Here is a 23,217-nt window from a genome sequence, read left to right as displayed (position 1 = left end):
TAGCCTATTAAACGTAGTAGATGGGCCGGTTTCGTGGCGGCCGGGTCGAACATACATGTAACGGCTCGGCCTAAGCACGCGCTTCCTCGAGCATCTGCTTAGCGTGGGCCAAGCTCGCCTCCGATTGATCGCCGCTCAGCATACGGGCGATCTCTGCGGTACGGGCGTCCCCGGCCACCTCATCCAGATGGGTTTGGGGAACGTCGCCGGGCTCTTTGCTCACCACGTAATGTTTGTCGGCCATGACGGCGACCTGCGCCAGGTGCGTTACGACAATCACCTGATGCGTTGCGGCAAGATCTGCCAGAACGCTCGCAAGGGCGCGTGCAGTAGAGCCACCAACACCGGCATCGACCTCGTCGAACACCAACGTATCCACGCCGTCCGCGTTACCCAAAACAACCTTGCTCGCCAACATGACACGGCTCAGCTCGCCGCCAGACGCAATGCGGCGCAGGGGGCGCGGCGTCAATCCGGCACCGCTACGATACAAAAGCTCGTAGCTCGAAGGGCCCGCCGGCGTCCACTCGGCGCGCGGAAGATCGCGCGAGTCCCAAACGAGCTCGGCGCCGCCCATCTCCAGGCGCGCCATCTGACGGCCAACCTCGTGACAAAAGCGCGGGGCTGCCGTATTGCGTGCACGCTTAAGTGCCTTGGCGGCGGCGAACAGTTCGCGCTCCGCCGCGCCAAGCGCTTCGCGCGCCTTCTTAATCTGCTCATCACCATCGTCTACCAGCGACAACAGCTCTCGGGAGCTATCGCGCATGGCAAACACGTCGTCCATGGTGGGACCCCACTGACGCAAAAGTCCCTTAAGGTCGGAATACCGCTCGCGCATACGAGCATGCTCGCGCGGGTCGAAGGCGACCCCATCTCGATAGGCACGCAGCTCGTTGGCACAATCCTCGAGCGAGATGCAGGCATCCGAAAGCGCATCGGCGATATCACCCAACTTGCGATCGACAGTAGCCATGCGCGAAAGCTCCGCCACGGCGCTGTTCACGGCATCGAGTGCTCCCCCTTCGGCAGCAAGCGACGCATGGGCATCGTTGGCCGTTGCCACCAACACCTCAGCATGCTCGGAGCGCGGCAGCAGCTCCTCGAGCTCCTCATACTCACCCGGCTTGGGGTCGACCTCGGCGATGCGCTCCAGAGCGAAGCGCGCTTCCTCGACACGACTCCCCTGCGCGCGTGAGGCCTCTTCGACGCGACGGACCTCTTTGGCAGCCGCGCGCGATGCCTTAAGGCAAGCACGATAGCGATCGAGCGCCTCGAGCGCCGGGCGCCCCGCCCATGCATCGACCATGGCAACATGATGCGCAGGGTCGAGCAGGCGCTGGTGCTCGTGCTGGCCGCAAAGATCCATCATCACACCGACACGCTCCGAAAGCTCACGCACGCTGGCGATGCGGCCGTCAATTTTTACGCGGCTGCGACCCTCGGCAGAAAGGCTGCGCTGAACGGTGAAGCCCTCCGTGTCGTGCGGGCCGTCAAACAGGCGCGCCTCGACGTTGGCAAGCGTCTCGCCCTCGCGCACCGTCGACGAATCCGCGCGCTCGCCCAGAATGAGTTTAAGCGCCGAGAGCAACGCAGTCTTACCGGCGCCGGTTTCTCCGGTCAGAACCGTTAAGCCCGCGCTCGGAACCAACGTCGCCTCGCGAATGAGGGCAATGTTGGAAACCTGCAGCTCATCGATCATGACGAACTCCGTAGAACACGCGGCTCACCGAGTTATAGAAGCTCTCGGGGCCGTAATCCAGCAGCAGAACATCGCCGGGACCGCGACGCACGGCCACGCTCTCGACCGTGCCATCGCAGGTAATAAACTGTCCATCGATGGCGATCGCAGGCACGCTCGGGCGGTCATCGGACATAAAAATCTCGACGACATCGCTTGGCGAGGTCAAAAAGGCGCGAGCCTGAATGGTATGTGGGGCGATGGGCACGCAAACCATGCCCGTGTAATCGGGACTGACGATGGGGCCGCCGGCGGAAAGCGCGTAGCCGGTGGAACCGGTCGCTGTCGAAACGACGACGCCGTCACCGCGCAGGCGGTCGATATGATGGCCGGACACCGTGATGTCGAACTCAACCATATCGGACAGGGGCCCGCGCGTAAGCGCCATATCGTTAAGGGCAAACGTGCGCACGACATCCTTCGTGCCATCTTCGCGCACCGAAACGATATCCGCGGCGAGGGTGGCGCGGCGGCTCACATGGAGCTCACCGGAAAGAGCATCGCTCACGACCTGCAAAATATCGCGATCCTCGGGGCTCGCAGCCGTCAAAAAACCCAAATGACCATAGGAAAGGCCCAAAATGGGAATCTCGCGGTAGTTGAGAATGCGGGCGGCACGCAACAGCGTGCCGTCGCCGCCGAGCGTAATGACCAGGTCGGCATCGTCAACATCGGGCGCACGCTGGATCTTGGAACGCTGATCGGCAGCCCATGCGACCTCGTAGCCCTGGCGCGAAAGCCAAAGCTCGAGCATCAAGCCGCTCTCGACCGCCTCTTGCTTGTAGTAATTGGGAACCAGAAAGACCTTCATAGCGTTGCAGCTTTCTCGCTCAAAGCCGTTACCTGTGATTGCAGCTCATCGTCGGCACGCTCGCCAGAGGAAAACCTCGTGCCGTACAGGAAAAATTCGACGTTGCCCTTGGCGCCATGGATGGGCGACACGCACACGTCGAGCGGAAACAGGCCCTTGGCGGCAAAGAGCTCAATCGCCGCCACAAGCGTATCGCGGCGGACGGAGGGGTCGGTCACGATACCGCCCTCGCCCACCAGCGCAGCCGGCGCCTCAAACTGCGGCTTTACGAGCGTGCAGAACGAACCCGAAGGCTTCAGGCACGCCAACACGGCGTCGATGATATTCGCGATACTCGTAAACGACACATCGCAGACAGCCAAGTCGATAGCGCCGCCGTAGCCAAGCTCGGGCAGCTGTGTCACGTTGGTGCGCTCATGGAGCCTCACCCGCTCGTCTTGGCGCAGCGACCAATCAAATTGAGCGCGACCCACATCGACCGAAACGACCGTTGCGGCGCCACGCTTGAGCAGGCAATCGGTAAAGCCGCCCGTGGAGCAGCCCACATCGAGGCAAGCAAGGCCCATGGGATCGATCCCAAACGCATCGAGCGCGCCCTCGAGCTTGAGCCCGCCGCGCCCCACGTAGGGAATACGGCCCTTCACGTGCAAGGGCAGACCGGGCGTCACCTTAAGGCCCGGCGAGGTCAAACGCTCGCCGCCACTCGAGACCAAGCCGGCCATAAGAGTGCGAAGGGCATCCGCGCGATCGGCGCAGATGCCCTGTGAAATCAGTTCGTCATCGAGACGCACACGTTTCATGAATGCCATCAACCATTCGTATCCGGAGACGCGGCCTGGCTATCCTGGGATTCGTTTGCCGCATCCTCATCGTATTCCTGCTCGAGCTTATCGGCCTCACGAGGCGTCAACTCAAACTTGTCGACCATATCGACCGCACGGGAGCCAAGTTCGATCGCCTCGTCAAACAAATCGAGCGAACGCTCCAAGGACGTATCCTTGGAGCGAACGGTAGCGATGATCTGGTCCAAGCGGTCCGAGATCTCGTCGAAGTTGCGGACGGAACCCTCTGGCATGGCTACTCCTCGACGGTACCGGTCTCGACCTCGGCGACCTCGGCACCCTCGTCGAGAACGCCGGCCGCAGCCTGAGCGGCGGCAACCTTGGCGGCAGCCTCGGCGGCCTGGGCCTCCTCGCGGGCGCGGTCCTCGGCCAGCAGCTCCTGATACAGGTCCTCGCCCGGTAGCTCCTCGCTACGCGCGATCTTGCCCAGCACGCCATTGACAAACGACGCGGACTGGTCGGTGCCATAGGCCTTGGCAAGCTCTACAGCCTCGTTGATCACGATGGCGTCCGAGACCTCCTCGTCGGTGAGGAAGCGCATCTCATAGACGGCGATACGCAGCAGATTGCGATCGGCGCCGGGCATGCGCATAAGATCCCAGTTCTTGGCGATGGAGCGCAGGGCGCAGTCGATGCGGTCGATATACTCGTAGGCACCGCGGCACAGCTCCAGAGCGTAGGGGTCGAGGGGACCCTTCGAGATCAGGAAATCGCCCTCGAGGACGCGCTCGAGCGGGCTGTCCGTGGCCTCGGCCTGAAACAGCAGCTGCAGCGCCTGACTGCGGGCAAGCGTACGCCCGCGATAAACCTTAAGGCTCAAAGGTTACTCCTTGGGGAAAACGAGGCCGTCGATGCAAACGTCAACGCGCTCGACCTCGACGCCTACCTGGGCATCGATAGCTGCGACCACGGCGGAGCGAACGGCCTCGGCGAGTTTCTTGAACGGATAGCCAAAGAACACCACGACGCGCACGGTGAGTGCGAGCTTGTCGCCGATGACCTCGGCCTCTACCGCCGGATCGGAAGCCGGGGACTTGGACGAAAGCATCATGGAGACAAGGTTGGTGGCAAGGTCCTTGACGCCCACGGAGGCGATGCCCTCGACATCCGTGACGGCGCGCGAGACGATGGCGGTCAGAACATCGGGCGAAATACCGATGCCGTCAATCTTGATTTCCTGGGGCATGAGTCCTCCTAGAAGAGTTGGTTGCTAGACGCGGGAGACGAACTTGCCGTCGCGGGTGTCAACCTTGATGACCTCGCCCTCGTTGAGGTACATCGGGACCTGGATGACAGCACCGGTGTCGATGGTGGCCGGCTTGGTGGAACCCTGAACGGTGTCGCCCTTAAAGCCCGGGTCGGTCTGGACGATGGTGGTCTCGATGAACATCGGCGGGGTCACGCCCATGAGCTCGTCGTCGGCGAAGAGCAACTGGCAGGTGTCGTTCTCGCGCAGCCACTTGGAGTTCTCGCCCACCATGTCCTCGGGAACGGGAACCTGCTCGTAGGACTCGTTGTCCATGAAGATGTAGTCGGCGCCGTCGTTGTAGAGGTACTGGAACTCACGGGTGGTGAGCATGACGCTCTCGAACTTGGTACCGGCGTTGCAGGTGTTCTCGACGACACGACCGCTCTTGATATCGCGGGTCTTGTAGCGCACAAAAGCACCGCCCTTGCCCGGCTTGACGTGCTGGAACTCGACGATGGTGTAGACCTTGTCCTTAATGCGGAGACCGAGGCCGTTCTTGAAGTCGGCGGTAGAAATGGTAGGCATAGCGACCTTTCTTGTTATGGGTAGAACGCACAAGCGTCCAAATTACATACGAGCGAAATTATACACTTGCAGGCGGCGCCTGCGGCGAGCGCATAAAAAGAGAACGCGGGGCGCCCGAATCATTTCGGACGCCCCGCTTCCAAAATCAAACTGAATGTCTTAGCAGTCGATGACGTGCAAGTCGTGCGGGGTCTTGGTGAAGGGCTCATAGCCGTTCTCGGTGACAACACCGTAATCCTCCAAGCGCACGCCGCCCACGCCGGGCAGGTAGACGCCGGGCTCCATGGTGACAACCGAGCCGACCTCGATGATGTTCTTGCTGCGGTTGAAGTTGGGCAGCTCGTGGATGTCGATACCGACACCATGGCCCAGGCCATGGTTGTAGTAATCGCCATAACCGGCATCGCCGATGATCTTCTTGGAAAGCTTGAAGATATCGTTACCCTCGACGCCTGGATGGATAGCGGCGACGCACTCCTCGTGGGTGCGGCGCACGAGCTCGTACAGGTCGAGCTGTTCCTGCGTGGGCTCGCCCATCACGACGGTACGCGTCATATCGGAGCGATAGTCGCAGTAGCCCGCGCCATAATCCATGAGGACGAAATCGCCCTTCTCGATGACACGGTCGCTCGGGACGGCATGCGGGTTGGCGGTGTTGGGACCGCTCGCGACGATGGAGCCAAAGGCCAAGCTGTCGGCACCGTTGGCGAACATAAAGTTCTCGAGCTCGTTGCGAACCTGCTTCTCGGTCATACCGGGCTTAATAAAGCCGAGCATGTGCTGGAAGGCGGCATCGGTGATCGACTGCGCGTGTCGCATGAGCTCGATCTCCTCGGCATCCTTGATGGCGCGCATCTTACGAATGTCGTCATGCATCAGCGGCAGCATGCAGGCGACGGAGCGATCCTCAAGACCACGCTGAATACCCTGGTAAAAGTTAATCTGCATGTCATCCTCGACGGCGCAGACACGACACTTGTTGGCCGCGATCTTGTCGGCAACCCAACCGGGGATGGTGCCCTCGTCCATGTCGTAGACCCAGGGGCTGCCGGCGGGCGTGTTCTCCTCAAAGCTGTTGAGATAGCGCGAGTCGGTATGGAACAGGCATTGATCGGCCGTAATAAATGCGGCGTGCGGAAACTCGAAGGTGTAATCGAAGACGCCCTTCACACCCGTGAGCCAACGGAGGTTGGCCTCATCGCGCACGACGATAGCATCGTAGCCGCGCTCGACCATCAGGGCACGGACACGCTCGATACGACCGGCAGGACCGGCAGCAAACTCAGACATTCAGATTCCTTTCTTATTGTCCTCAAAAAGAGCAGGACGGGCTTCAAACGAATAGCCGAACCACAAGCGATTCGCAACCGATTGAAAACCCGTCCCTCAAAATGATACGAAAGACGATGGATGTCAATAAAGTTAAAAAAGTTCCTTGCGAGAAGCCAGATACGCCTGCGCATGGCGTTCGAGAATCTCGTCCTCGACATTTGTCAGGCGAATGGCGCCGAGCGCCGCGGGCAGCGGCAGCATGCTGCGGTTTGAGCGGGCAAACTGCTGCTTGCGGAACTCCTCGATAAACGCGGTGGGCTCCAAGTCGAACGCAAGCTCTTCGATGCCAAAGTCCTCCAGGCAATCGTCGAGATCAAACACATTGTCGATATCGAAGTCGCAGGCATCATGTGCTAGGCGCGCCTCAAAGCGCATACCCTCGGAAAGGAGCTGGTATGCGGGAACGTTAGCCGCGGCCTCGCCCAGGCAGGCGCGAAGGGTGCGCTCCCCTGTCTTACCAAAATCGAGTGCATGGCGAGCACTGGGGTTCGTGGCCATGAGCACATCTTTGCGCGCGGCCTGGGACCACTGCACGGCATTGACGAGCGCGACCTCCTCGCCGGAAAGAATCTCGGGAACAGTCTCGGTAAACTGATTCCAGCGGGACTTGCTGCTCGAAAGCATGGTGCCAACAAGCACCACATAGCCGAGCTTGAGATCCTCGGGGTCCGCCTCGCGAACAAGGTCGAGGTCACACACGACCAAGCCCGATTCGGGACGGAACGCGATAGCGGGAAGCGCATTCGACGACGAGGCGACGAGTGGCTTCATGGTCGTCGCGACCGTGAGCATGGCGTCGAAGGTCGTCGGCAGCAGGGCGCACTCGGTACGACCGCACCACTGGTTGGCGCACCAGCAAACAACCGAGCAGGTTGCGTCATCACCAACGGCGACGACCAGATCGTCGCAGGTAATGCCGTTGGCAGATAGCGCGCCAAAGATGGCATCGGCATCGGCCAGCGTGGCACCAGCAGGCAAAATCTCGAGTGGGAGCTGCGATACGACAAAACCGGCATCAACCAGCGCATGCTCGACGACCTCGCCAAAACGCTCTGACGTGGCGTCGTTCCAAACCACCAACGCGCGCTTAGGCTTGCCCACAGCCGAGGCAAACATGCGCGACAGCTCCTCGAACGCGCCCAATCCGACGCGGACATCGACACTGCGGTTTTGGAAATTGATCAGTTGACGGCGAATCATAGCAGCCCACGCTCCAAAAGCATCTCGGCACAAAGGTAGGAAACGTCCTCGAAGGACTTGTTGCGAATATCAAGGGTAATATCGGCGGCCTGGCGATATAGCGGACGGCGATGCTCAAACAGGCGCGCGGCATGCTCGGGCGAACGGAAATCGGGACGCGTGTCGGACCGACGAATCTGGCGAATCGAATCCTCAAAGTCACCTTCGAGATACACACAGATACCCATCTGGTGCATAAGCTCAATATTCACCGGAGTCTCGACGATACCTCCGCCGCAGGAAACCAGCAGGCTGCGCTCGCTTTGGAGCGAACGGAGCGCCGAGGTCTCGAGCTCGCGAAAACGTTCCTCGCCCTCGGTCTCAAAAATCTCGGTCACCGATTTACCGCAACGACGCACGACAAGGCGGTCGGTATCGATAAAGCGACGTTTGAACATAGTGCCCACGTTGCGCGCAAGCGTCGATTTGCCCGCGCCCAAAAAGCCGATAAAGAAGATATGGTCGCAGCCGTGTTTGGTGTGCTGGGACATAGCGAGACCTATTCCTCGCAGGGAAGGTCGCGCAGGGCCCGGCGCTCAAAGATACGGAAGATCTGCGTATACCACAGGTCCTGAGTGGCCTGCGGCTTTACCAGGATGGTATCGACGCCGGCGAAATTGCCGCTCCACACGTCCGTGTAGAGCTGATCACCGATCAGCACCGCCTCGTCGGCCGTGGCGCCGAGGCGCTTAAGACCCGCCTTGAGGGCAAACGGAGCCGGCTTCATGGCGTGGCTAATGGCCTCGAGTCCCAGCTCGCGTGCCGAGCTCATGACCTGGTCGCGATGCCAGTTGTTAGACACCATGCACAGCTTAAAGCCTTTGGCGCGGGCGGCGTCGAGCCAAGCGGAAACCGCGGCGGGAACCTGCTCGGTGTCGCGCGGCACCAGGGTGTTATCGCGATCGAGCAGAATGGCGCGTTTGCCGTCGGCCCACAGGGTATCAAGGTCGATGCGGTCGACGGATGCAACATATCGTTTGGGGCTGAAAATCCTCATGTTTAATTCCAAGACTGTTGGTGCTCTTCGTAGGTTTGCGAGAAGTACTCCTCGTCCTGCGTAATGTAGAAATACAGGTCATCGGAGTCGGTCGGCTCAAGCGTGGCCTTGAGTGCCTCGAGCGACGGGGAGCAGATGGGCGTGGGTGGCAGACCCTCGTGCTTATAGGTGTTATACAGACTATCGCTCTGCAGGTCGTCGGCGGAAACCTCGCCACCGGTGACATACATCATGGTCGCATCGCTGTTGAGATAACGCAGACCGTCGAGCTTGCCGGCAAGGCGGTTGTAGAAGACCGAGGCGACATGTGCGCGCTGCTCGGCGTTGAGACCCTCGCGCTCAACGATGGAAGCGAGATTGATGATGTCGTAATCGGACATCTCCACGCCGTAACGCTCTTTGATCTTGGCCTCGCACCCGGCAAAATCGAGAGACTTGTACTCGGTGTTGAACTGATCGAGCATGGCGCGGATAACGTCATCGGCGCTCGGGTCCTTGCCCAGCGAATAGGTCTTGGGGAACAGAAAACCCTCGAGCGAATCGTTGGCAGCGCCCTTAAGGAAGCTATAGTCGTCCACGTAGTTGGAGGCCTTGGCCTGGTTGAGGAAGTCCTCCTTAGAGATGCTGTCGTAGGCCTGGGCCACACGGTCGGCGACTTGATCGACCGTTAGACCCTCGGGAATAGTAAGCGCATTGGAGCCCACATTGGGGCCTTCCATGAGCTGCTGAACAACCTTGGTCGCATCCATGAATGTGGTGAACGAATAGGTACCAGGCTTGAGCGACATATCGGCATTGAGCTTTTTGACCGCCGCATAGTAATCCTTGGGATTTTCGACGATATGGTTCTCGGAGAGGATCGAGGCGATGGTGTCGCCCGAAGCACCGTCGGGAATGGTCACCGTAACCTGCTGACCAGCCGTGACCTTCGTATCCTCACCGGCAAAGAAGCCCTTGACGGCCGGCACGACAAAGAAAGCGATCGCAGCAAGCGCGAGCACCGCCACCACAACGCCGATGATCATGGGAACCGGAGAACTCTTCTTTTGAGCACCGCGTCGAGCACGCGTGTCGTAGCTCGAGCGGGTCGCCGGAGCAACGCCATGCAAACCGCGAGCATGATGCGAATGCGATTGGGTAGCCTGCGTTCGCCGGACAGGTGCCTGCTGCTTAAAGCGGGTACCGCCTGCAGGCTGGGCCGTACGAGCAGTGGGCTGCTGAGCCGCGCGAGAAGCCGGATGCTGAACCGAACGAGCAGAAGGCTGCTGACCTGTCCGTTGAGCAGGTTGGGCCGAACGAGCGAAGGGCTGCACCGGGCGCGTGCCAGGCTGAGCTGCGCGCTGCGTCGGCTGTGCCGGACGCTGGCCAGGCTGGGCAGGGCGCGACGCGGGCTGACGTGTACGATTCGGCTGGCGCGGATCGGAAGCGCTAGGCATGCGAAACCTCCTCGTTTTTACGATCGAGCCATGTCTGCAAGAACAGGCTGGCGGCAATCATGTCGATCTTGCCCCTCATCTGCTTTTCGTTGAGGCCCTGCTCGCGCAAGATACGCTTTGCCTCTTGCGAGGACAGACGCTCGTCCTCAAACTCCAACGGAAGATCGAGCTCGTCGGCGATCTTTTGTGCCACGGCGGCAACGCGCTCGGCTTGAGGGCCGGGCTCGCCGGCCATGGACAAGGGACGTCCGCTTACCAGGATGTCGGGCTCATAGTCCTCGACCAGGTAACGGAACGTCTTGGCCATACCGGTGACCTCGGCGGCCGGGAGTACCTTGACAGGCATCGCCATCTTGCCATCACGGCTCGAGACGGCAATGCCAATCCTGGTCTCCCCTATGTCCAGCGCGAGCGCGACCACAGCGACAACCTAGGTTCTTAGGCGCCCAGCGCGGTCTTAGCGGCCGCGAGGGCATCGGCGATACCGACAGCGTTCTTGCCACCGGCCTGGGCCATGTTGGGACGACCGCCACCGCGGCCATCGACCAGGCCCGCGATCTGCTTGATCACGTTGCCGGCGTGGAAACCGGCCTTGACGGCGTCATCGGAGCCGGCGGCAAGCAGGGCCGGGGTGCCCTTCTCGGTCACGCTGGCAACGACGCAGGCAACAGGGCCGGCGACCTTCTGGTGCACGGTATCCCAAACGTTGCGCAGGTCGGCGGCCTCGAGACCCTGAAGCTCAGCGACGACGAGCTTGTAGCCATCGAGCTCGACGGCGCCCTCGATGGCGCTGGAGATAGCGTCGGAGGAGCCACCGGTCAGGGCCTTCTTGAGCTTATTGGACGTCTCGCGCAGCTCGGCCTGCAGGTTCTCCACACGAGCGGGAACCTCGTCGACGCGGCACTTGAGCGCAGCGGCAGCGGCGTCGACGAGTGCCAGGCGGTCGGCCATGTAATCGAGAGCGCCCTTGGAGGTCACGGCCTCGATACGGCGGACGTTGGAGCCCGTAGAGGACTCGGAAATGATCTTGAACAGGCCGATCTCGGCAGTGTTGGCGGCATGGGTGCCACCGCAGAGCTCGCGGGAGAACGGCTGGTCCTCGGCGCCTACGGAAACGACGCGGACAACGTCGCCGTACTTCTCGCCAAAGAGGGCGACAGCGCCGGCGGCCTTGGCCTCGTCGATGCCCATGACGCGGGTCACGACCGGCTTGGAAGCGAAGATCTGCTGGTTGACCAGGTCCTCGACAGCCTTGAGCTGCTCGGAGGACAGGGCCTCAAAGTGCGTGAAGTCAAAGCGCAGGTGCTCGGGCGTCACCAGCGAGCCGGCCTGGGAGACATGCTCGCCCAGGACCTGCTTAAGCGCGGCGTCAAGCAGGTGGGTGGCGGTGTGGTTGCGGCGCAGGAAGCCACGACGCTCGGCGTCGAGCGCGGCGGTCACGGTGGCGCCGACGGTCAGCGTACCCTCGGCAACGTGGGCGACGTGAGCATACAGGCCGTTGTGGTTCTTGGTGTCGGCAACCGTCAGCGCAACGCCCTCGGCAGAAAGCTCACCGGCGTCGCCCTGCTGGCCGCCCATCTCGGCATAGAACGGGGTGCGGTCGAGCACGACCTCGACGTCCTCGCCGGCGGCAGCGGACTCGACGGACTCGCCGTTGCGCACGATGGCGACAACCTTGGCACCCTCGATGACGTCGTTGTCATAGCCGTCGAACTCGGTCGCGGCAACTTTGTCGGAAAGCTCGACCCACACGTCGTTGAAGCTGCCCCAGGCGTCGCCCTTGGCGTTGGCGCGGGCGCGGGCCTTCTGGTCCTCCATGCAGGCGGTAAAGCCGTCCATGTCGACGTCGTGGCCAGCGGTACCGGCGATCTCGACGGTCAGGTCGATGGGGAAACCAAAGGTGTCATGCAGCTTAAAGGCAACATCGCCCGGAAGCACGGCGCCCTCGGCAAGCGCTGCCAGGGCCTCGTCCAGGTAAACGCGGCCGTTGTCGAGCGTCGTGGAGAAGCGCTCCTCCTCGGAGGCGACGATACCCTTGACGAGCGCGACGTTCTTGAGCAGCTCGGGATAGGCCTCGCCCATCTGAGCGTTGACCTCGTCGATGAACTTGGTCAGGAAGGCGCCCTCGATGCCCAGCAGGCGACCGTGGAACACGGCGCGGCGGAGCAGGCGGCGAAGGACGTACTCGCGGCCCTCGTTACCGGGGAGGATGCCGTCCGAGATCATGATGTCGACGGCACGGGAGTGATCGGCGATGATACGCAGCGAGCGGCTGGCACCGGAGTAATCGTCGGCGTCATAGGTCTTGCCGCTGATCTCCTCGCCCAGCTTGATAAGATGCTGCATCAGATCGCCGTCGTAGTTGGCGGTCTTGTGCTGCATGATAGCGGCCATGCGCTCCAGGCCCATGCCCGTATCGAGGTTGCGGTGCGGCAGCTCCGGCATGGAGCCGTCCTCCTGGCGGTCGTACTGGGTAAAGACGAGGTTCCAGAACTCCAGGAAGCGGTCGCAGTCGCAGCCGGGCTTGCAGTCGGGGCTGCCGCAGCCGACCTCCTCGCCCATGTCAAAGTAGATCTCGGAGCACGGACCGCAGGGGCCGGTGGGGCCGGCGGCCCAGAAGTTGTCGTCCTCGCCCAGACGCGAGATGTGATCCTCGGCAACGCCCAGAGAGCGCCACACGTCATGGGTCTCGTCGTCCTCGGTAAAGACGGTGAAGTACAGGCGGTCGAGCGGCAGCTTGAACTCCTTGGTGATGAGCTCAAAGGCCCAAGCGCAGGCCTGCTGCTTGGAGACGCCGCCAAAGGAGAAGTCGCCGAGCATCTCAAAGAAGGACAGGTGACGGCCATCCTCGCCGATGCAGTCGATGTCGTTGGTGCGGACGCACTTCTGGCAGGAGATAGCGCCGATCTCCTTCATGGTCTTCTTGCCCTGGTAATACTCCTTAAACTGGTTCATGCCGGCGTTGGCAAGCAGCAGCGAAGGATCGTCGGGGACGAGGGACGAAGAAGGATAGAGCTTAAGACCGCGCTCCTCAAAGAAGTTGAGGAACTTAGAGCGAATCTCAGCCGTAGTCATTGACGGGTAGTCAGCACTCATAGAGGGAATCTCCTCGGTTTCACATCGAAACAGTTCAAACGTAACGATATTACCATCCCACCGCGCAAGTGCAAAAAAGAGGGCCGCCAAACAGCGACCCTCCAGCGAATTTGCACGTTATTGCCTATGAACTTGAACTTGAAATGACTTACTGCTCATCATCGTCCATGGAACCGTCGATGCCGGTATTGGTATCGTCGTCCGAGTTGGAATCGTCGTCTTTGGCGAAGGGATTCTTGAAAAAGCCCGTAGCATCGGGCTGAAGGCCCGAGAGCTTGATCCAGGGGTTATCGAGCTCGGGCCTGGGCATGGCCTGGGCCTCGGGCGCAGTCTCGTTACCGATGAGCTCGGACTCATAGATGAACGTATCGTCTCCAAGCGCGTCATAAGCGGCGACCGGGTTACCCTCAGTATCGCGATAGGGCGTGCCCTTAAACACGGCGCCGTCGTATGCCACGAGCTGGCGGCCGGTCTCGTTCTCAAAGTAGTAGACGAAAATGCCCTTGAGGGCCGCGCACAGCGGGATGGCGACGACCATGCCGATGGCGCCCATAAGCGCCGAACCGATAACGAGTGCCGTCAGGCTCATGATGGGATGCACCTGCACCGAGCTCTGCATGACCTTAGGCGAAATGACGTTGTCGGTGACATTTTGTGCCACCATGGTCACGACCAAGGTCCACAAAGCCAGCATCGGGCTGAACATAAAGCCGAGCACCGTGGCGATCGCCGCGCTCACCCAGGGACCGACAACCGGAACCAAGTGCATGATGCCCGTAAAGATGGCCATGAGCGCCGCGTAGGGATGGCCAATGAGCGTAAAGCCGATAAAGGCGAGGATGCCACCGCAGATGGACGTCACGACCATGCCGCGCATATAACCGCCGACCGAGCGCGAAAGAATCGCGACCATAAAGCGGTACGAGGTCTCCTTTTCCTGCCCGATGATGGTGCAGACCTCGTGGTGCATACGGGGATAGTCGCAGGCCAGCCAATAGGCAAGCACCAGACCGAGGAAGATGACGAACAGCTGCGAGGCCGTATTGGTAATGAACGGGAATACACCACGACCAAGCTCGGCGGCAATCTGAGATACATACTTGGACGCCACGGTAACCAGCGAAGAAAGATTATCGTCCAGATACTCTTTGAGCGGCGTGTTGTTGAGCGTCTTGGCATGCGAGACCATCTCGTTGAGATCACCGCCCGCAACACGAAGCTGCTCAGGCAGGCGACTCAGGACTTCCATGATCTGACCAAAGAGAATCGGCGACAAGATGCAAACGACACCGACGAGCACAGCAACGACCACGATCAGCGCGATAAGCGAACCAATGCCACGGTTGACGCCGTGATGCTCGAGCCAGTTAGTAATCGGCGACATCACAAAAGCGATGATGGAACCAACAGCTAGAAACTCGATAACCGGCGCCAAGATACCCATAAGGTTAAAGATGACGGCGGCGATGACAATGCAGCCGACGACGGCCCAAATGCGAAGCGTCAGAATACGGGTATCGCGCAGCGCGCGATCGGTTTGTTGGGGGTGTTCACTCATGAACGAACCATCACTCCGTCGGGGTCGATCTTATCCTGAACCTTCTTAAGGGTACGGCGCAGCAGGCGCGAGACCTGCACCTGCGAGATGCCCAGCTTCTTGGCGATCTCGATCTGGGTCATGCCCTTTACGAAACGCAGCTCGATAACCTCGCGCTCGCGCGGCGAGAAATCGCGGATGGCCTCCTCAATCACCAGGCGGTCATCGGTAAAGTCGAGCTCGTTGTCGTCGTCGGCGTAGCGGTCGAGAATTGAAGGCGCGTCGTCAGAATCGGACGCACCGGGGGCCTCGATGGGCACCGAGGTATAGGCCGAGGACGATTCCATGGCCTCCAGCACCTCGTCAACGGTCACGTCTAGGTACTCAGCGATTTCCTCCACCTTAGGCGAGCGCTGCAGCTCGTTAGTGAGCTTGTCGGTGGCCTGGTTAACCTTGGCAGAGAGCTCCTGTAGGCGACGCGGAACGCGCACACTCCAACCCTTATCGCGGAAGTGACGCTTGATCTCACCCAAGATGGTGGGCGTGGCAAACGTGGTGAACTCAAGTCCGCGCTCGGGGTCAAAGCGGTCGATAGCCTTGAGCAAACCCAGATAGCCGACCTGCATGAGGTCGTCGAGCGGCTCGCCGCGATTCTTAAATTTGTTGGCAAGAAACCTTACCAGGTTCATATGGGACATGACGAGCTGCTCGCGGGCGTCCGGATCACCGGTCTCTTTGTAGCGACGAAACAGCTCGCGGGTTTTCTCCTTGTCCCAAGCGGTCTTACCGCTCCGGGAACGTTCGGTCATATTAGATATCCGCCTTGAGATCGAGGGAAAGCGTCAGGGGCGCCGCAGTCTTTTCGTAGGAATCGCACACGCTTGCCAGAATGAGCTCGGCATATACGGCGGCCTGGTCATCCTCATCGACAGTCGCCTGGTCGCCAAAGGTGAAGGTCATGCCCACGTGAGACTCGTCGACATCGAATTTGATCGAGATAACGTCAGAATCAACGGCCGTGCAGCCAAAGATGAAGGCCTCCTCGGCAGCCATACGAATGTCCTCGATGCGATCGACGGACATGGAACACAGCGCGCCGACATTAGCCGCCGTCATGCGCACCAAGCGTGCCAGACGCGGATCCCCGGCAACAGTCAGCGTGATAGAGCAAGTTGCTTCACTACTCATCGCAGGACTCCTCGGAGGTCTCGGCGGGCGTGTAGGTGTAATACCGGGCTGCTTTAGCAGCAGGCTTCTGTGCATCATCGTCACCAGCAGCGGCATCGTCCCCGGCTTCGCCAATCAGGACACGCTCGGTCGGCTGCTCGGCTTCGGCGGCAGCGGAAAGATTGCGCTCGGCGTCGACCGCGGGAGCCTTCACCTTGTTAAAGAGTTTCTGAACGGCACCGGCCGCAGAGTCGGTCACGCTCGACACAGCATTGCTGGCCTCGGCCATGCTGCCCGTAACCTCGGAAATGTCGCGAACCACGGCTTCGACCTCTACGAGATTGGAGGTAAGGGCGTCGACGGCGGTCTTGCTCGACTTGAGGAGCGGCTCAACCTGCGCCAGCGCGGGGGTGAGCTCATCGACGGCGCCATCGAGCTTTGCTACCACGGGCTGAGCCTCGGCGATGGTGTTGTTAAGGTCGCTCACCGTCTTGTCGAGCGAATCAACGACAGTGCGGGTCTTTCGCAGCGTGAGCGCGAGCTCGATGACAGCCCACACGCCGGCAACGGCGAGCAGCAGCAGGGCGATTTGGATGGGACTCATACAAGCCTCCCGAAGGAATCGAAATACAGACGCTGTTCATGGTACCCCAAAGGGGACCGAACATGCCAAGAGCAGCAACGTGAGACAAAATTACCAGCAGCTACTTCGGTGCATTCCCGCTACGGTCGCGCTCGCTTTGCTCTACACGCCACTCTTCCCAGCCGCGGCCGGCAGGCTGCCAAAACGCACCGCGCTCCAGCCCCTCGGGCAAATAGCGTTGATCGACCCAGCCTTCGGGATAATCATGCGGATACTTATACACACCGTATTCGTCACTGCCCGGGCGATGACGATCGCGTAGATAGCTCGGCACCTCGCGCAGCCCACTTGAATGAATATCGGCCAACGCCGCATCAATCGAGGCCTCACACGCGTTGGATTTTGGTGCCAAGCACACATAGAGTGCAGCCTGAGCCAGATTTATGCGGCACTCGGGATAACCGATGACCTCGGCAGACTTAAACGCGGCATGCGCCACCAATAGCGCCTGCGGGTCGGCGTTGCCAACATCCTCAGAAGCCTGAATCATAATACGGCGAGCGATAAACTTAGGGTCCTCCCCCGCATCGATCATGCGCGCGAGCCAATAGATCGTGGCATCGGGGTCGCTGCCGCGCATAGACTTAATAAACGCGCTGATGATGTCGTAGTGCATGTCGCCGTTTTTGTCATACGAAAAACCACGGCGCGGATTGGCAATCTTTACGTCATCCACGGTAATGGGATAACGCTCCCCCGCCGCCGGCGCTGGCGTTCCCTCGGTATCGGGACGCGTGACGGCAATCTCGCTCGCAAGCTCGAGCGTCGTGAGTGCCGAGCGAGCGTCACCCGCAGCCAGCGTGCAGATGGTCTTAACCGTATCCTCATCGGCCGAGAACTTGCCGTTCAAACCCTGTGGCGCCTCGAGCGCACGCTCGATAAGCGTGGCGATATCCTCGTCCTTTAAATGTTCAAGTTCCACCACGCGACCGCGCGAGAGCAACGCCGAGTTGACCTCGAAGTACGGATTCTCCGTCGTGGCGCCAATCATAATGACGGTACGGTTCTCAACCGCATGCAGCAGGGCATCCTGCTGCGACTTGGAGAAGCGGTGAATCTCGTCGATGAAAAGAATGGTGCGACGGTCGTACGTATTCAGGCGCGTCTTGGCCTCGTCAATCACGCGGCGCAGGTCCTTCACTGTGCCCGTCACGGCGCTGACCTCGACAAACTCGCTCTTGGTATGGTTGGCGATAATGTGGGCCAGCGTCGTCTTGCCCGTACCGGCCGGCCCATACAGAATCACACTCGACAGCACGTCATGCTCAATCGCGGCACGCAACCACGAGCCCTTACCGACGGCCTTTTGCTGGCCCACGTACTCGTCGAGCGAATTGGGCCGCATGCGCACCGCAAGCGGCGCATTCTGAAAGGAACGCTCACGCGTCGAAGCAGAAAAAAGGTCGTCCATAGCCATCCCGTGCATCAATCAAAAACGTTTTCCATGAACAGTATACCGAATATATACGAACTACCGTTCGTTAATATAGGTACGGTGCGGAAACATCAATCCCGGGAACAGCTTGCTCGTGAGCTCGCAGAAATAACCGTCCGTCATGCTCGCAATGTAATCCACGACCGTCTGGTCCTTATCGTCCTGCCATGCATAGGTGCGATCGTAGTAGGAAAGCTGCTGCTCAATGCGAGAAATGTGGTGCTTAAAGATATACGAGGACTCGTCGCCTTCGTTTATGTCCCGCAGGCAACGTTCATAGAGCTTTTCGAAGGCCTCGCGCAGCTCCGCTTCGGAGTCGCCTTCTATGCCGCCCTTGCTATAGATCTTCTCGTAGTTCTCGCGCTTGGCCCGGCGGATCTCCGCAAACAGGTCCTCGCTCATCTCGATGCGCGGCTTGCCATAGCTGTGCTCGACGATATCGATAGAGGCATGCGTAAGGATCCAGCTGTTGTATGCACCGCCCAGGTCATCGTCAAAGGCGTCGGGTGACAGCAGGCCCGCCGCAATGGCGTCTTGGCGATCGCGCCCAACGTAGGCAAGGATATCCGAGATGCGAACCACGCAGCCCTCGAGCGTCATGGGGCGCAGGTGCTCAATTGCGCTATAACCCGTGGCAATGCATTCCTCAACCGTCTGGTCGAACTGGTTAAAGGAACCCATGTCCGAAAGCTCAAAAACACGCTGTTCGTACTCACCGTTGTGGCACAGTACGCCATCGAGCGTCTGGAGCGACACGTTGCGGCCGTACAGCGCGTCGAGCACACGAACGGATTGTACGTTATGGAAAAAATAGCGACCCGTGCGCTCGTGATAGATATCGTTGAGGAAACGCTCGCCGGCATGGCCAAAGGGCGTGTGGCCCAAGTCGTGGCCTAAGCCAATCGCCTCGATCAGATCGCAGTTGAGCCCCAGAGCACGCCCGATATCGCGAGCGATGCGCGAGACAAGCTGCACGTGCAGGCCGCGGCGCGACAGATCGTCGTTGCTGCGAAAACTGAAGACCTGCGTTTTGCCTGCATAACGTGTGTATGCTGGCAGATGCAGAATCTTTTCGATATCGCGCATAAAGGCCGGACGCATAAGCGTGCCCTCGTCTGCGGCTCGATCGACACGGCGGATGGCCTGGTCGTCACCGCATCGATAGGGATTAACGACACCCGCGGCGCGGTCGGCGGCAATGCGCTCGACCAGCTCGGGCGACAACGCCGCGGGAATGCGATCCAGGCGCGCCTTGATGGCGGCTGTCTGTTGATTGATTGCCATGGCATGCTCCTTAAAAAAAGGGCGCGCAAACGGTTACAGCGTACTACCCACGAACTCGATTATGGCAAATATTGGCACCAAAAACGGCAGCAAAGGCAGCGAGCGCGATTTTACGATGAGACAGGCGGCGGCAAGGGTCAGGAGCGCAACCGCAAACGCGACGACGCCGCCCAAGGGATCGAAGGTGCAAAGGGCAAAGAGCGCCTTGGCATCCCCCATGCCAACGCCGGGGGCATGGCGAAGGCGACGCCAGAGTGACTCAGTAAGCACAAGGGCAAGGTAGACGATGACCGCAAGACCGGCGTGGTCAAGCGCCATGTTAACGCCCTTGTCGAGCCAGACGCCTGCAAACGCCGCCACCGCACACGCGCCGGCAAGCTCATTGGGAAACCGCCGCTCGCGGGCATCAATCACCGCGCCGGCAAAGATGCAAATCCAAAACGGGATATAGAACATCGAAACCCCTCAACTGAGCGCTCAAACGTAAAACCACCGCAAAGGTTCTATATCCCCTTTGTGGTGGTTTTGATGGTGGTTATTTGGCGCCCTGCATGACCTCGTCGAGGGTAACGCTTACGGCGTGCTGCGTCGGCACCCAGTCGACCTTCAAGAACAGCGCTGCCACCGTAATGGGGATATAGCTGAACATAAAGATCGGGAAGGTAAACAGGTTGGTTACCAGACGCCACTTTTGCGCGCAGTGAATATGCTTGTATTCAAAGATAGTCGTGAGCAGCGCCAGGATAAAGAAAGTCTGATACATCATAGCGAAGGTCATAATGAGCGAAGCGGCACACGCCTGCATCTCGACTTCGGTAGCCAAGAAACCGTGCGAAAGGCCGCCCACGATGAGGAACGTCGCATTAGCGAGCATCGAGATCAGAGAGAGCAGCATGCCCGGTGCGATCGTCATAAACATGTCGTAGGCGGCAAAGCGATGATAGCGGAAGGTCGATTTGACCAGGTGCTTACCGTACGTAAAGAACACCTGGTAGAAGCCCTTGGTCCAACGCATACGCTGTTTCCAGGAAGCCTTAAACGTCACGGGCTGTTCGTCAAAGAACTCCGCCGGCGCATAGCCAATGCGAATGCCGTGAATGGCACAGAACGTGGTGAACTGAATATCCTCGGTCAGCGTGTGGAACTGCCAGCCGTGCATACCCTCGATAACGCTGGCGGAGATGAGGTAGCCCGAACCCGAAACGGCGCAAGACGTCTTACAGATGTTGCGCGCATTGTTGAGAAAGCGCGCCTCGCGCAGATACCACGTGGCATTAGCTGCCGAGATCCACGAGCTGCCAAAGTTCTTGGAATTGCGATAGCTCGTAACAACATGGAAGCCCTGGTCAAAAGCATCGTTCATCTTGGACACGTAATCGCGGGCGATAACGTTATCGGCATCGAAGATAAAGTAGCCTTCAAACGTATCGGGATACTCGTTAAGGATGCGGTCGAAGCCATAGTCCATGACCCAGCTCTTGCCTTTACGGGCCAAGTCATTGCGCTCATAGACGACGGCGCCCGCCTCGCGCGCGAGCTGCGCCGTGTTGTCGGTGCAGGCATCGGCGACCACGAAGACCTCGATAAGCTCGGACGGATAATCTTGGTCCTTAATGGAGCGCACGAGGTTGGCGATCACGGCCTCCTCGTTATGCGCCGCGATAAAGAAGGCATAACGATGGAGCTTCTTGGCCTTGGGAGGCGCGACCTCACCACGAAGAGCGCCGATGACAAAGAAGACCACCTGGTACAGAAAACAGACCGTAAGCAGCGTGACGACAATCTGGTTGAAGATCACGATGGGTGTGTTGGTTTGTAAAAAGGCGAGCATGCAGGCTCCCAGGAACGCGTGACGTAAACAACCGTATATCTTACCGCAGGCTTACGGAGTTCAAGAAACCACCTAATACTGGCTAGGCCTCGAGCAGACCGAGCTGAGGGACGATTTCGTTGCCAGCGGCAGTGCGACCGAGCGAACGCGGGGCCAGATCATCCAGAACCGCCGCAAGATCCCATGGCAGCTCGTCACGGCACTCGATGTGCTCCCCCGTCACGGGATGATCGAACGCCACACGCCAGGAATGCAGGAACTGCCTGGTCAAACCCTGATCGGCACGAGCATCGCACTTGCCATAGAGTGGATCGCCCACGCAGGCGTGGTTGATATGGCGCATGTGAACGCGAATCTGATGCGTGCGGCCGGTAAACAGGTGACACTCGACAAGCGTGTAGCCGTCGTCGAAACGCGTGGAATCAAAGCGCTCAAGGACCTTAAAGGTCGTGATGGCCTGGCGCGCAAAGGGGTCATCGGAAACCGCCATCTTCACGCGGTCGCGCGTGGAGCGAGCTATACCAGTATTGATAGTGCCCTCGTCCATGGCAATGTGCCCATGAACGAGCGTAATGTAGCGACGGTCGAGGGTACGCGTGCGGATGAGATTTTGGAGCGCACGCTGGGTGTCGTCGTCTTTAGCCGCGAGCATAAGGCCCGAGGTATCGCGATCCAGACGATGCACGATGCCGGGGCGGTCCTCGCCCTGCACGGTACCCAGATGGTCGATGCCGCAGTGATAGACCAGGGCATTCGCAAGGGTGCCGCTCTCATGACCATGCGCAGGATGGCACACCAGGCCACGCTGCTTGGAGAGCACCATGAGATAGTCGTCCTCATAGCGAATGTCGAGCGGGATGGCCTCGGGGATCACGTCGGTCGTGTCATGCGGCTCGGGCAGGTCGACCGAGATGCGGTCACCGGAGCGTACGGCATACTTTTTAGATAGGCAGGTCTCGCCGTTGACGGCAACGGCGCCTCCCTCGATCAGATGTGCGCAGGCAGAGCGTGTGGGACAGCCATCGTTGGCGCCCAGATAGGCGTCGAGACGTTGACCGGCGCAATCGTCGGCAACGAGAATATGGATGTCGGCCATTAGCGCTCATTCCTTTCGCGAATCTTGCGGGCACGCTCCCCACGCTGCTTAGCTTTACGTTTGGCGCGGGCCTCGTCACGGGCGTTGAGCTCGGCGGTCGCATCGACCTCGCGAGCGGCGGGACTCAAGAACATGTATCCGATGAGCGCCAGAACGACACCGGCGGTAATGCCGATATCGGCCACGTTAAAAACAGGGAAATCAATGAAGGTAGTGGCAATAAAATCAGTCACAAAGCCCATGGCCAGGCGATCGATCGCGTTGCCGATGGCGCCGCCCGCAACCATGGCCATACCCACGACCTCTAGGTGAGCGAGCTGAGGAGCACAGAGCAAGTACACGGCAATGGCGGCAATGGCCGCAAGCGCCAGCACGGCAAACGCTACGCCATGGCCCTCGCCCATGCTAAAGGCAGCTCCGATATTGCGGACAAACACAAAATCGATCACGCCGGGGATAACAGTCATATGCAGGGCATCGCCCACGGCACGAACCGCAATCTTGGTCAGCTGGTCAACAAGCAACACAAAGAGCGCCACCCCACCAGCAACACCCAACCGCCAACGCAAAGGCGGCGTCATATCCCCAGTACGACCCAAATCAATCCCCTACCCTCAAAACAATCGAATTCCATTTAACGCGAATAACCATCTTATATTGCCATACGCAGAACGCACGACATATCCACCAATGCGACAAAGGGGCTGTCCCCTTGTCCCTTCACCGGGTAGTCTTTTTGGCAGTTTTTTTGGGACGGGGCTTTTTTAGCTACCCAGTCCAGCGCTTTCGAAGATTAAGTCCTTATTTGAGGTAGGGCAGCTAAAAAAGCCCCGTCCCAAAAAGACTACCGACAGACACTATGACCCAATCCGAGGGCACTAAAAAGATAGGAGCCCCCGCTCGTGACCGCGGGTCGGGGCTGCGACAATGATGTTGAAGTGCCATAGGCGCAGCCGCGC

The 23,217-nt window shown here is 59.8% G+C and carries 24 protein-coding genes; all 24 read right to left on the bottom strand.

The window, feature by feature from the left end; genetic code table 11:
- Nucleotides 1-70: 70 nt before the first annotated feature.
- The 24 genes from ACTNBB_RS07320 to lspA all read right to left on the bottom strand — a co-directional run bounded on the left by ACTNBB_RS07320 (nucleotide 71) and on the right by lspA (nucleotide 22,857).
- A complete protein-coding gene (locus ACTNBB_RS07320; protein ID WP_441056201.1) occupies nucleotides 71-1,699 on the bottom strand; it encodes a DNA repair protein RecN in 1,629 nt (542 codons plus the stop codon).
- On the bottom strand, nucleotides 1,689-2,549 hold the full coding sequence (locus ACTNBB_RS07315; RefSeq protein ID WP_427728169.1) for an NAD(+)/NADH kinase: 861 nt from the start codon (nucleotides 2,547-2,549) through the stop codon (nucleotides 1,689-1,691). The genes ACTNBB_RS07320 and ACTNBB_RS07315 overlap by 11 nt, the downstream gene beginning before the upstream one ends.
- Complete coding sequence (locus ACTNBB_RS07310; RefSeq protein ID WP_441056238.1) at nucleotides 2,546-3,349, bottom strand: TlyA family RNA methyltransferase; 804 nt, start codon at nucleotides 3,347-3,349, stop codon at nucleotides 2,546-2,548. The genes ACTNBB_RS07315 and ACTNBB_RS07310 overlap by 4 nt, the downstream gene beginning before the upstream one ends.
- 8 nt (nucleotides 3,350-3,357) lie before the next feature.
- Entirely contained in the window at nucleotides 3,358-3,624 is a 267-nt protein-coding gene (locus ACTNBB_RS07305) for an exodeoxyribonuclease VII small subunit (RefSeq protein ID WP_154515533.1), read from the bottom strand.
- Nucleotides 3,625-3,626: 2 nt separating this feature from the next.
- Nucleotides 3,627-4,211 (bottom strand): transcription antitermination factor NusB, encoded by a 585-nt coding sequence (gene nusB, locus ACTNBB_RS07300; protein ID WP_427717322.1) that lies wholly within the window; start codon nucleotides 4,209-4,211, stop codon nucleotides 3,627-3,629.
- A gap of 3 nt (nucleotides 4,212-4,214) precedes the next feature.
- On the bottom strand, nucleotides 4,215-4,577 hold the full coding sequence (locus ACTNBB_RS07295) for an Asp23/Gls24 family envelope stress response protein (protein WP_441016288.1): 363 nt from the start codon (nucleotides 4,575-4,577) through the stop codon (nucleotides 4,215-4,217).
- Between the two features lie 24 nt (nucleotides 4,578-4,601).
- Entirely contained in the window at nucleotides 4,602-5,165 is a 564-nt protein-coding gene (gene efp / locus ACTNBB_RS07290; RefSeq protein ID WP_154515524.1) for an elongation factor P, read from the bottom strand.
- Nucleotides 5,166-5,324: 159 nt separating this feature from the next.
- The gene (locus ACTNBB_RS07285) at nucleotides 5,325-6,455 is read right to left on the bottom strand and encodes a M24 family metallopeptidase (RefSeq protein ID WP_427717316.1); all 1,131 of its coding nucleotides are present in this window, start codon (nucleotides 6,453-6,455) and stop codon (nucleotides 5,325-5,327) included.
- A gap of 132 nt (nucleotides 6,456-6,587) precedes the next feature.
- Nucleotides 6,588-7,697: a hypothetical protein gene (locus ACTNBB_RS07280; protein ID WP_441056200.1), complete on the bottom strand. Its 1,110-nt coding sequence runs from the start codon at nucleotides 7,695-7,697 to the stop codon at nucleotides 6,588-6,590.
- Complete coding sequence (locus tag ACTNBB_RS07275) at nucleotides 7,694-8,227, bottom strand: shikimate kinase (RefSeq protein ID WP_154515515.1); 534 nt, start codon at nucleotides 8,225-8,227, stop codon at nucleotides 7,694-7,696. The genes ACTNBB_RS07280 and ACTNBB_RS07275 overlap by 4 nt, the downstream gene beginning before the upstream one ends.
- 8 nt (nucleotides 8,228-8,235) lie before the next feature.
- Nucleotides 8,236-8,733, bottom strand: a complete 498-nt coding sequence (locus ACTNBB_RS07270; protein ID WP_117646451.1) for a YqeG family HAD IIIA-type phosphatase — start codon at nucleotides 8,731-8,733, stop codon at nucleotides 8,236-8,238.
- Nucleotides 8,734-8,735: 2 nt separating this feature from the next.
- On the bottom strand, nucleotides 8,736-10,169 hold the full coding sequence (gene mltG, locus ACTNBB_RS07265; RefSeq protein ID WP_441056199.1) for an endolytic transglycosylase MltG: 1,434 nt from the start codon (nucleotides 10,167-10,169) through the stop codon (nucleotides 8,736-8,738).
- Nucleotides 10,162-10,590: a Holliday junction resolvase RuvX gene (ruvX, locus tag ACTNBB_RS07260; protein ID WP_441056198.1), complete on the bottom strand. Its 429-nt coding sequence runs from the start codon at nucleotides 10,588-10,590 to the stop codon at nucleotides 10,162-10,164. The genes mltG and ruvX overlap by 8 nt, the downstream gene beginning before the upstream one ends.
- A 17-nt stretch (nucleotides 10,591-10,607) precedes the next feature.
- The gene (alaS, locus tag ACTNBB_RS07255; RefSeq protein WP_441056197.1) at nucleotides 10,608-13,265 is read right to left on the bottom strand and encodes an alanine--tRNA ligase; all 2,658 of its coding nucleotides are present in this window, start codon (nucleotides 13,263-13,265) and stop codon (nucleotides 10,608-10,610) included.
- Between the two features lie 148 nt (nucleotides 13,266-13,413).
- Complete coding sequence (locus ACTNBB_RS07250) at nucleotides 13,414-14,823, bottom strand: AI-2E family transporter (RefSeq protein WP_441056196.1); 1,410 nt, start codon at nucleotides 14,821-14,823, stop codon at nucleotides 13,414-13,416.
- The gene (locus tag ACTNBB_RS07245; protein ID WP_427717298.1) at nucleotides 14,820-15,611 is read right to left on the bottom strand and encodes an RNA polymerase sigma factor SigF; all 792 of its coding nucleotides are present in this window, start codon (nucleotides 15,609-15,611) and stop codon (nucleotides 14,820-14,822) included. The genes ACTNBB_RS07250 and ACTNBB_RS07245 overlap by 4 nt, the downstream gene beginning before the upstream one ends.
- Before the next feature lies 1 nt (nucleotide 15,612).
- Complete coding sequence (locus tag ACTNBB_RS07240; protein ID WP_154515503.1) at nucleotides 15,613-15,990, bottom strand: ATP-binding protein; 378 nt, start codon at nucleotides 15,988-15,990, stop codon at nucleotides 15,613-15,615.
- The gene (locus ACTNBB_RS07235; RefSeq protein WP_441056195.1) at nucleotides 15,983-16,573 is read right to left on the bottom strand and encodes a hypothetical protein; all 591 of its coding nucleotides are present in this window, start codon (nucleotides 16,571-16,573) and stop codon (nucleotides 15,983-15,985) included. Before ACTNBB_RS07235 ends, ACTNBB_RS07240 begins: the two co-directional genes overlap by 8 nt.
- A gap of 100 nt (nucleotides 16,574-16,673) precedes the next feature.
- Complete coding sequence (locus tag ACTNBB_RS07230; RefSeq protein WP_118237456.1) at nucleotides 16,674-18,023, bottom strand: replication-associated recombination protein A; 1,350 nt, start codon at nucleotides 18,021-18,023, stop codon at nucleotides 16,674-16,676.
- Between the two features lie 60 nt (nucleotides 18,024-18,083).
- Nucleotides 18,084-19,331, bottom strand: coding sequence for a deoxyguanosinetriphosphate triphosphohydrolase family protein (locus tag ACTNBB_RS07225; protein ID WP_441056194.1), 1,248 nt, complete (start codon nucleotides 19,329-19,331; stop codon nucleotides 18,084-18,086).
- Between the two features lie 33 nt (nucleotides 19,332-19,364).
- Nucleotides 19,365-19,787 carry a prepilin peptidase gene (locus ACTNBB_RS07220; RefSeq protein WP_441056193.1) on the bottom strand — a complete coding sequence of 141 codons (423 nt, stop codon included), beginning with the start codon at nucleotides 19,785-19,787 and terminating at the stop codon, nucleotides 19,365-19,367.
- A 79-nt stretch (nucleotides 19,788-19,866) separates the two neighbouring features.
- Nucleotides 19,867-21,162, bottom strand: coding sequence for a glycosyltransferase family 2 protein (locus ACTNBB_RS07215; RefSeq protein WP_154515488.1), 1,296 nt, complete (start codon nucleotides 21,160-21,162; stop codon nucleotides 19,867-19,869).
- Nucleotides 21,163-21,244: 82 nt separating this feature from the next.
- Complete coding sequence (locus ACTNBB_RS07210) at nucleotides 21,245-22,258, bottom strand: RluA family pseudouridine synthase (protein ID WP_441056192.1); 1,014 nt, start codon at nucleotides 22,256-22,258, stop codon at nucleotides 21,245-21,247.
- Entirely contained in the window at nucleotides 22,258-22,857 is a 600-nt protein-coding gene (gene lspA / locus ACTNBB_RS07205; protein WP_441071062.1) for a signal peptidase II, read from the bottom strand. The genes ACTNBB_RS07210 and lspA overlap by 1 nt, the downstream gene beginning before the upstream one ends.
- Nucleotides 22,858-23,217 lie beyond the last annotated feature (360 nt).

Origin of the sequence: Collinsella sp. HCP28S3_B9 (genome assembly GCF_052066095.1) — a bacterium.
Lineage (GTDB): Bacteria > Actinomycetota > Coriobacteriia > Coriobacteriales > Coriobacteriaceae > Collinsella.
This window is presented reverse-complemented; position numbering and strand designations above follow the sequence as displayed.

Bases quoted from the DNA above. Each gene is read 5' to 3' on its own strand.
- ACTNBB_RS07320 (WP_441056201.1), bottom strand. From the start codon at position 1,699: ATGATCGATGAGCTGCAGGTTTCCAACATTGCCCTCATTCGCGAGGCG.
- ACTNBB_RS07315 (WP_427728169.1), bottom strand. From the start codon at position 2,549: ATGAAGGTCTTTCTGGTTCCCAATTACTACAAGCAAGAGGCGGTCGAG.
- ACTNBB_RS07310 (WP_441056238.1), bottom strand. From the start codon at position 3,349: ATGAAACGTGTGCGTCTCGATGACGAACTGATTTCACAGGGCATCTGC.
- ACTNBB_RS07305 (WP_154515533.1), bottom strand. From the start codon at position 3,624: ATGCCAGAGGGTTCCGTCCGCAACTTCGACGAGATCTCGGACCGCTTG.
- ACTNBB_RS07295 (WP_441016288.1), bottom strand. From the start codon at position 4,577: ATGCCCCAGGAAATCAAGATTGACGGCATCGGTATTTCGCCCGATGTT.
- efp (WP_154515524.1), bottom strand. From the start codon at position 5,165: ATGCCTACCATTTCTACCGCCGACTTCAAGAACGGCCTCGGTCTCCGC.
- ACTNBB_RS07285 (WP_427717316.1), bottom strand. From the start codon at position 6,455: ATGTCTGAGTTTGCTGCCGGTCCTGCCGGTCGTATCGAGCGTGTCCGT.
- ACTNBB_RS07280 (WP_441056200.1), bottom strand. From the start codon at position 7,697: ATGATTCGCCGTCAACTGATCAATTTCCAAAACCGCAGTGTCGATGTC.
- ACTNBB_RS07275 (WP_154515515.1), bottom strand. From the start codon at position 8,227: ATGTCCCAGCACACCAAACACGGCTGCGACCATATCTTCTTTATCGGC.
- ACTNBB_RS07270 (WP_117646451.1), bottom strand. From the start codon at position 8,733: ATGAGGATTTTCAGCCCCAAACGATATGTTGCATCCGTCGACCGCATC.
- mltG (WP_441056199.1), bottom strand. From the start codon at position 10,169: ATGCCTAGCGCTTCCGATCCGCGCCAGCCGAATCGTACACGTCAGCCC.
- alaS (WP_441056197.1), bottom strand. From the start codon at position 13,265: ATGAGTGCTGACTACCCGTCAATGACTACGGCTGAGATTCGCTCTAAG.
- ACTNBB_RS07250 (WP_441056196.1), bottom strand. From the start codon at position 14,823: ATGAGTGAACACCCCCAACAAACCGATCGCGCGCTGCGCGATACCCGT.
- ACTNBB_RS07245 (WP_427717298.1), bottom strand. From the start codon at position 15,611: ATGACCGAACGTTCCCGGAGCGGTAAGACCGCTTGGGACAAGGAGAAA.
- ACTNBB_RS07240 (WP_154515503.1), bottom strand. From the start codon at position 15,990: ATGAGTAGTGAAGCAACTTGCTCTATCACGCTGACTGTTGCCGGGGAT.
- ACTNBB_RS07235 (WP_441056195.1), bottom strand. From the start codon at position 16,573: ATGAGTCCCATCCAAATCGCCCTGCTGCTGCTCGCCGTTGCCGGCGTG.
- ACTNBB_RS07230 (WP_118237456.1), bottom strand. From the start codon at position 18,023: ATGGACGACCTTTTTTCTGCTTCGACGCGTGAGCGTTCCTTTCAGAAT.
- ACTNBB_RS07225 (WP_441056194.1), bottom strand. From the start codon at position 19,331: ATGGCAATCAATCAACAGACAGCCGCCATCAAGGCGCGCCTGGATCGC.
- ACTNBB_RS07220 (WP_441056193.1), bottom strand. From the start codon at position 19,787: ATGTTCTATATCCCGTTTTGGATTTGCATCTTTGCCGGCGCGGTGATT.
- ACTNBB_RS07215 (WP_154515488.1), bottom strand. From the start codon at position 21,162: ATGCTCGCCTTTTTACAAACCAACACACCCATCGTGATCTTCAACCAG.
- ACTNBB_RS07210 (WP_441056192.1), bottom strand. From the start codon at position 22,258: ATGGCCGACATCCATATTCTCGTTGCCGACGATTGCGCCGGTCAACGT.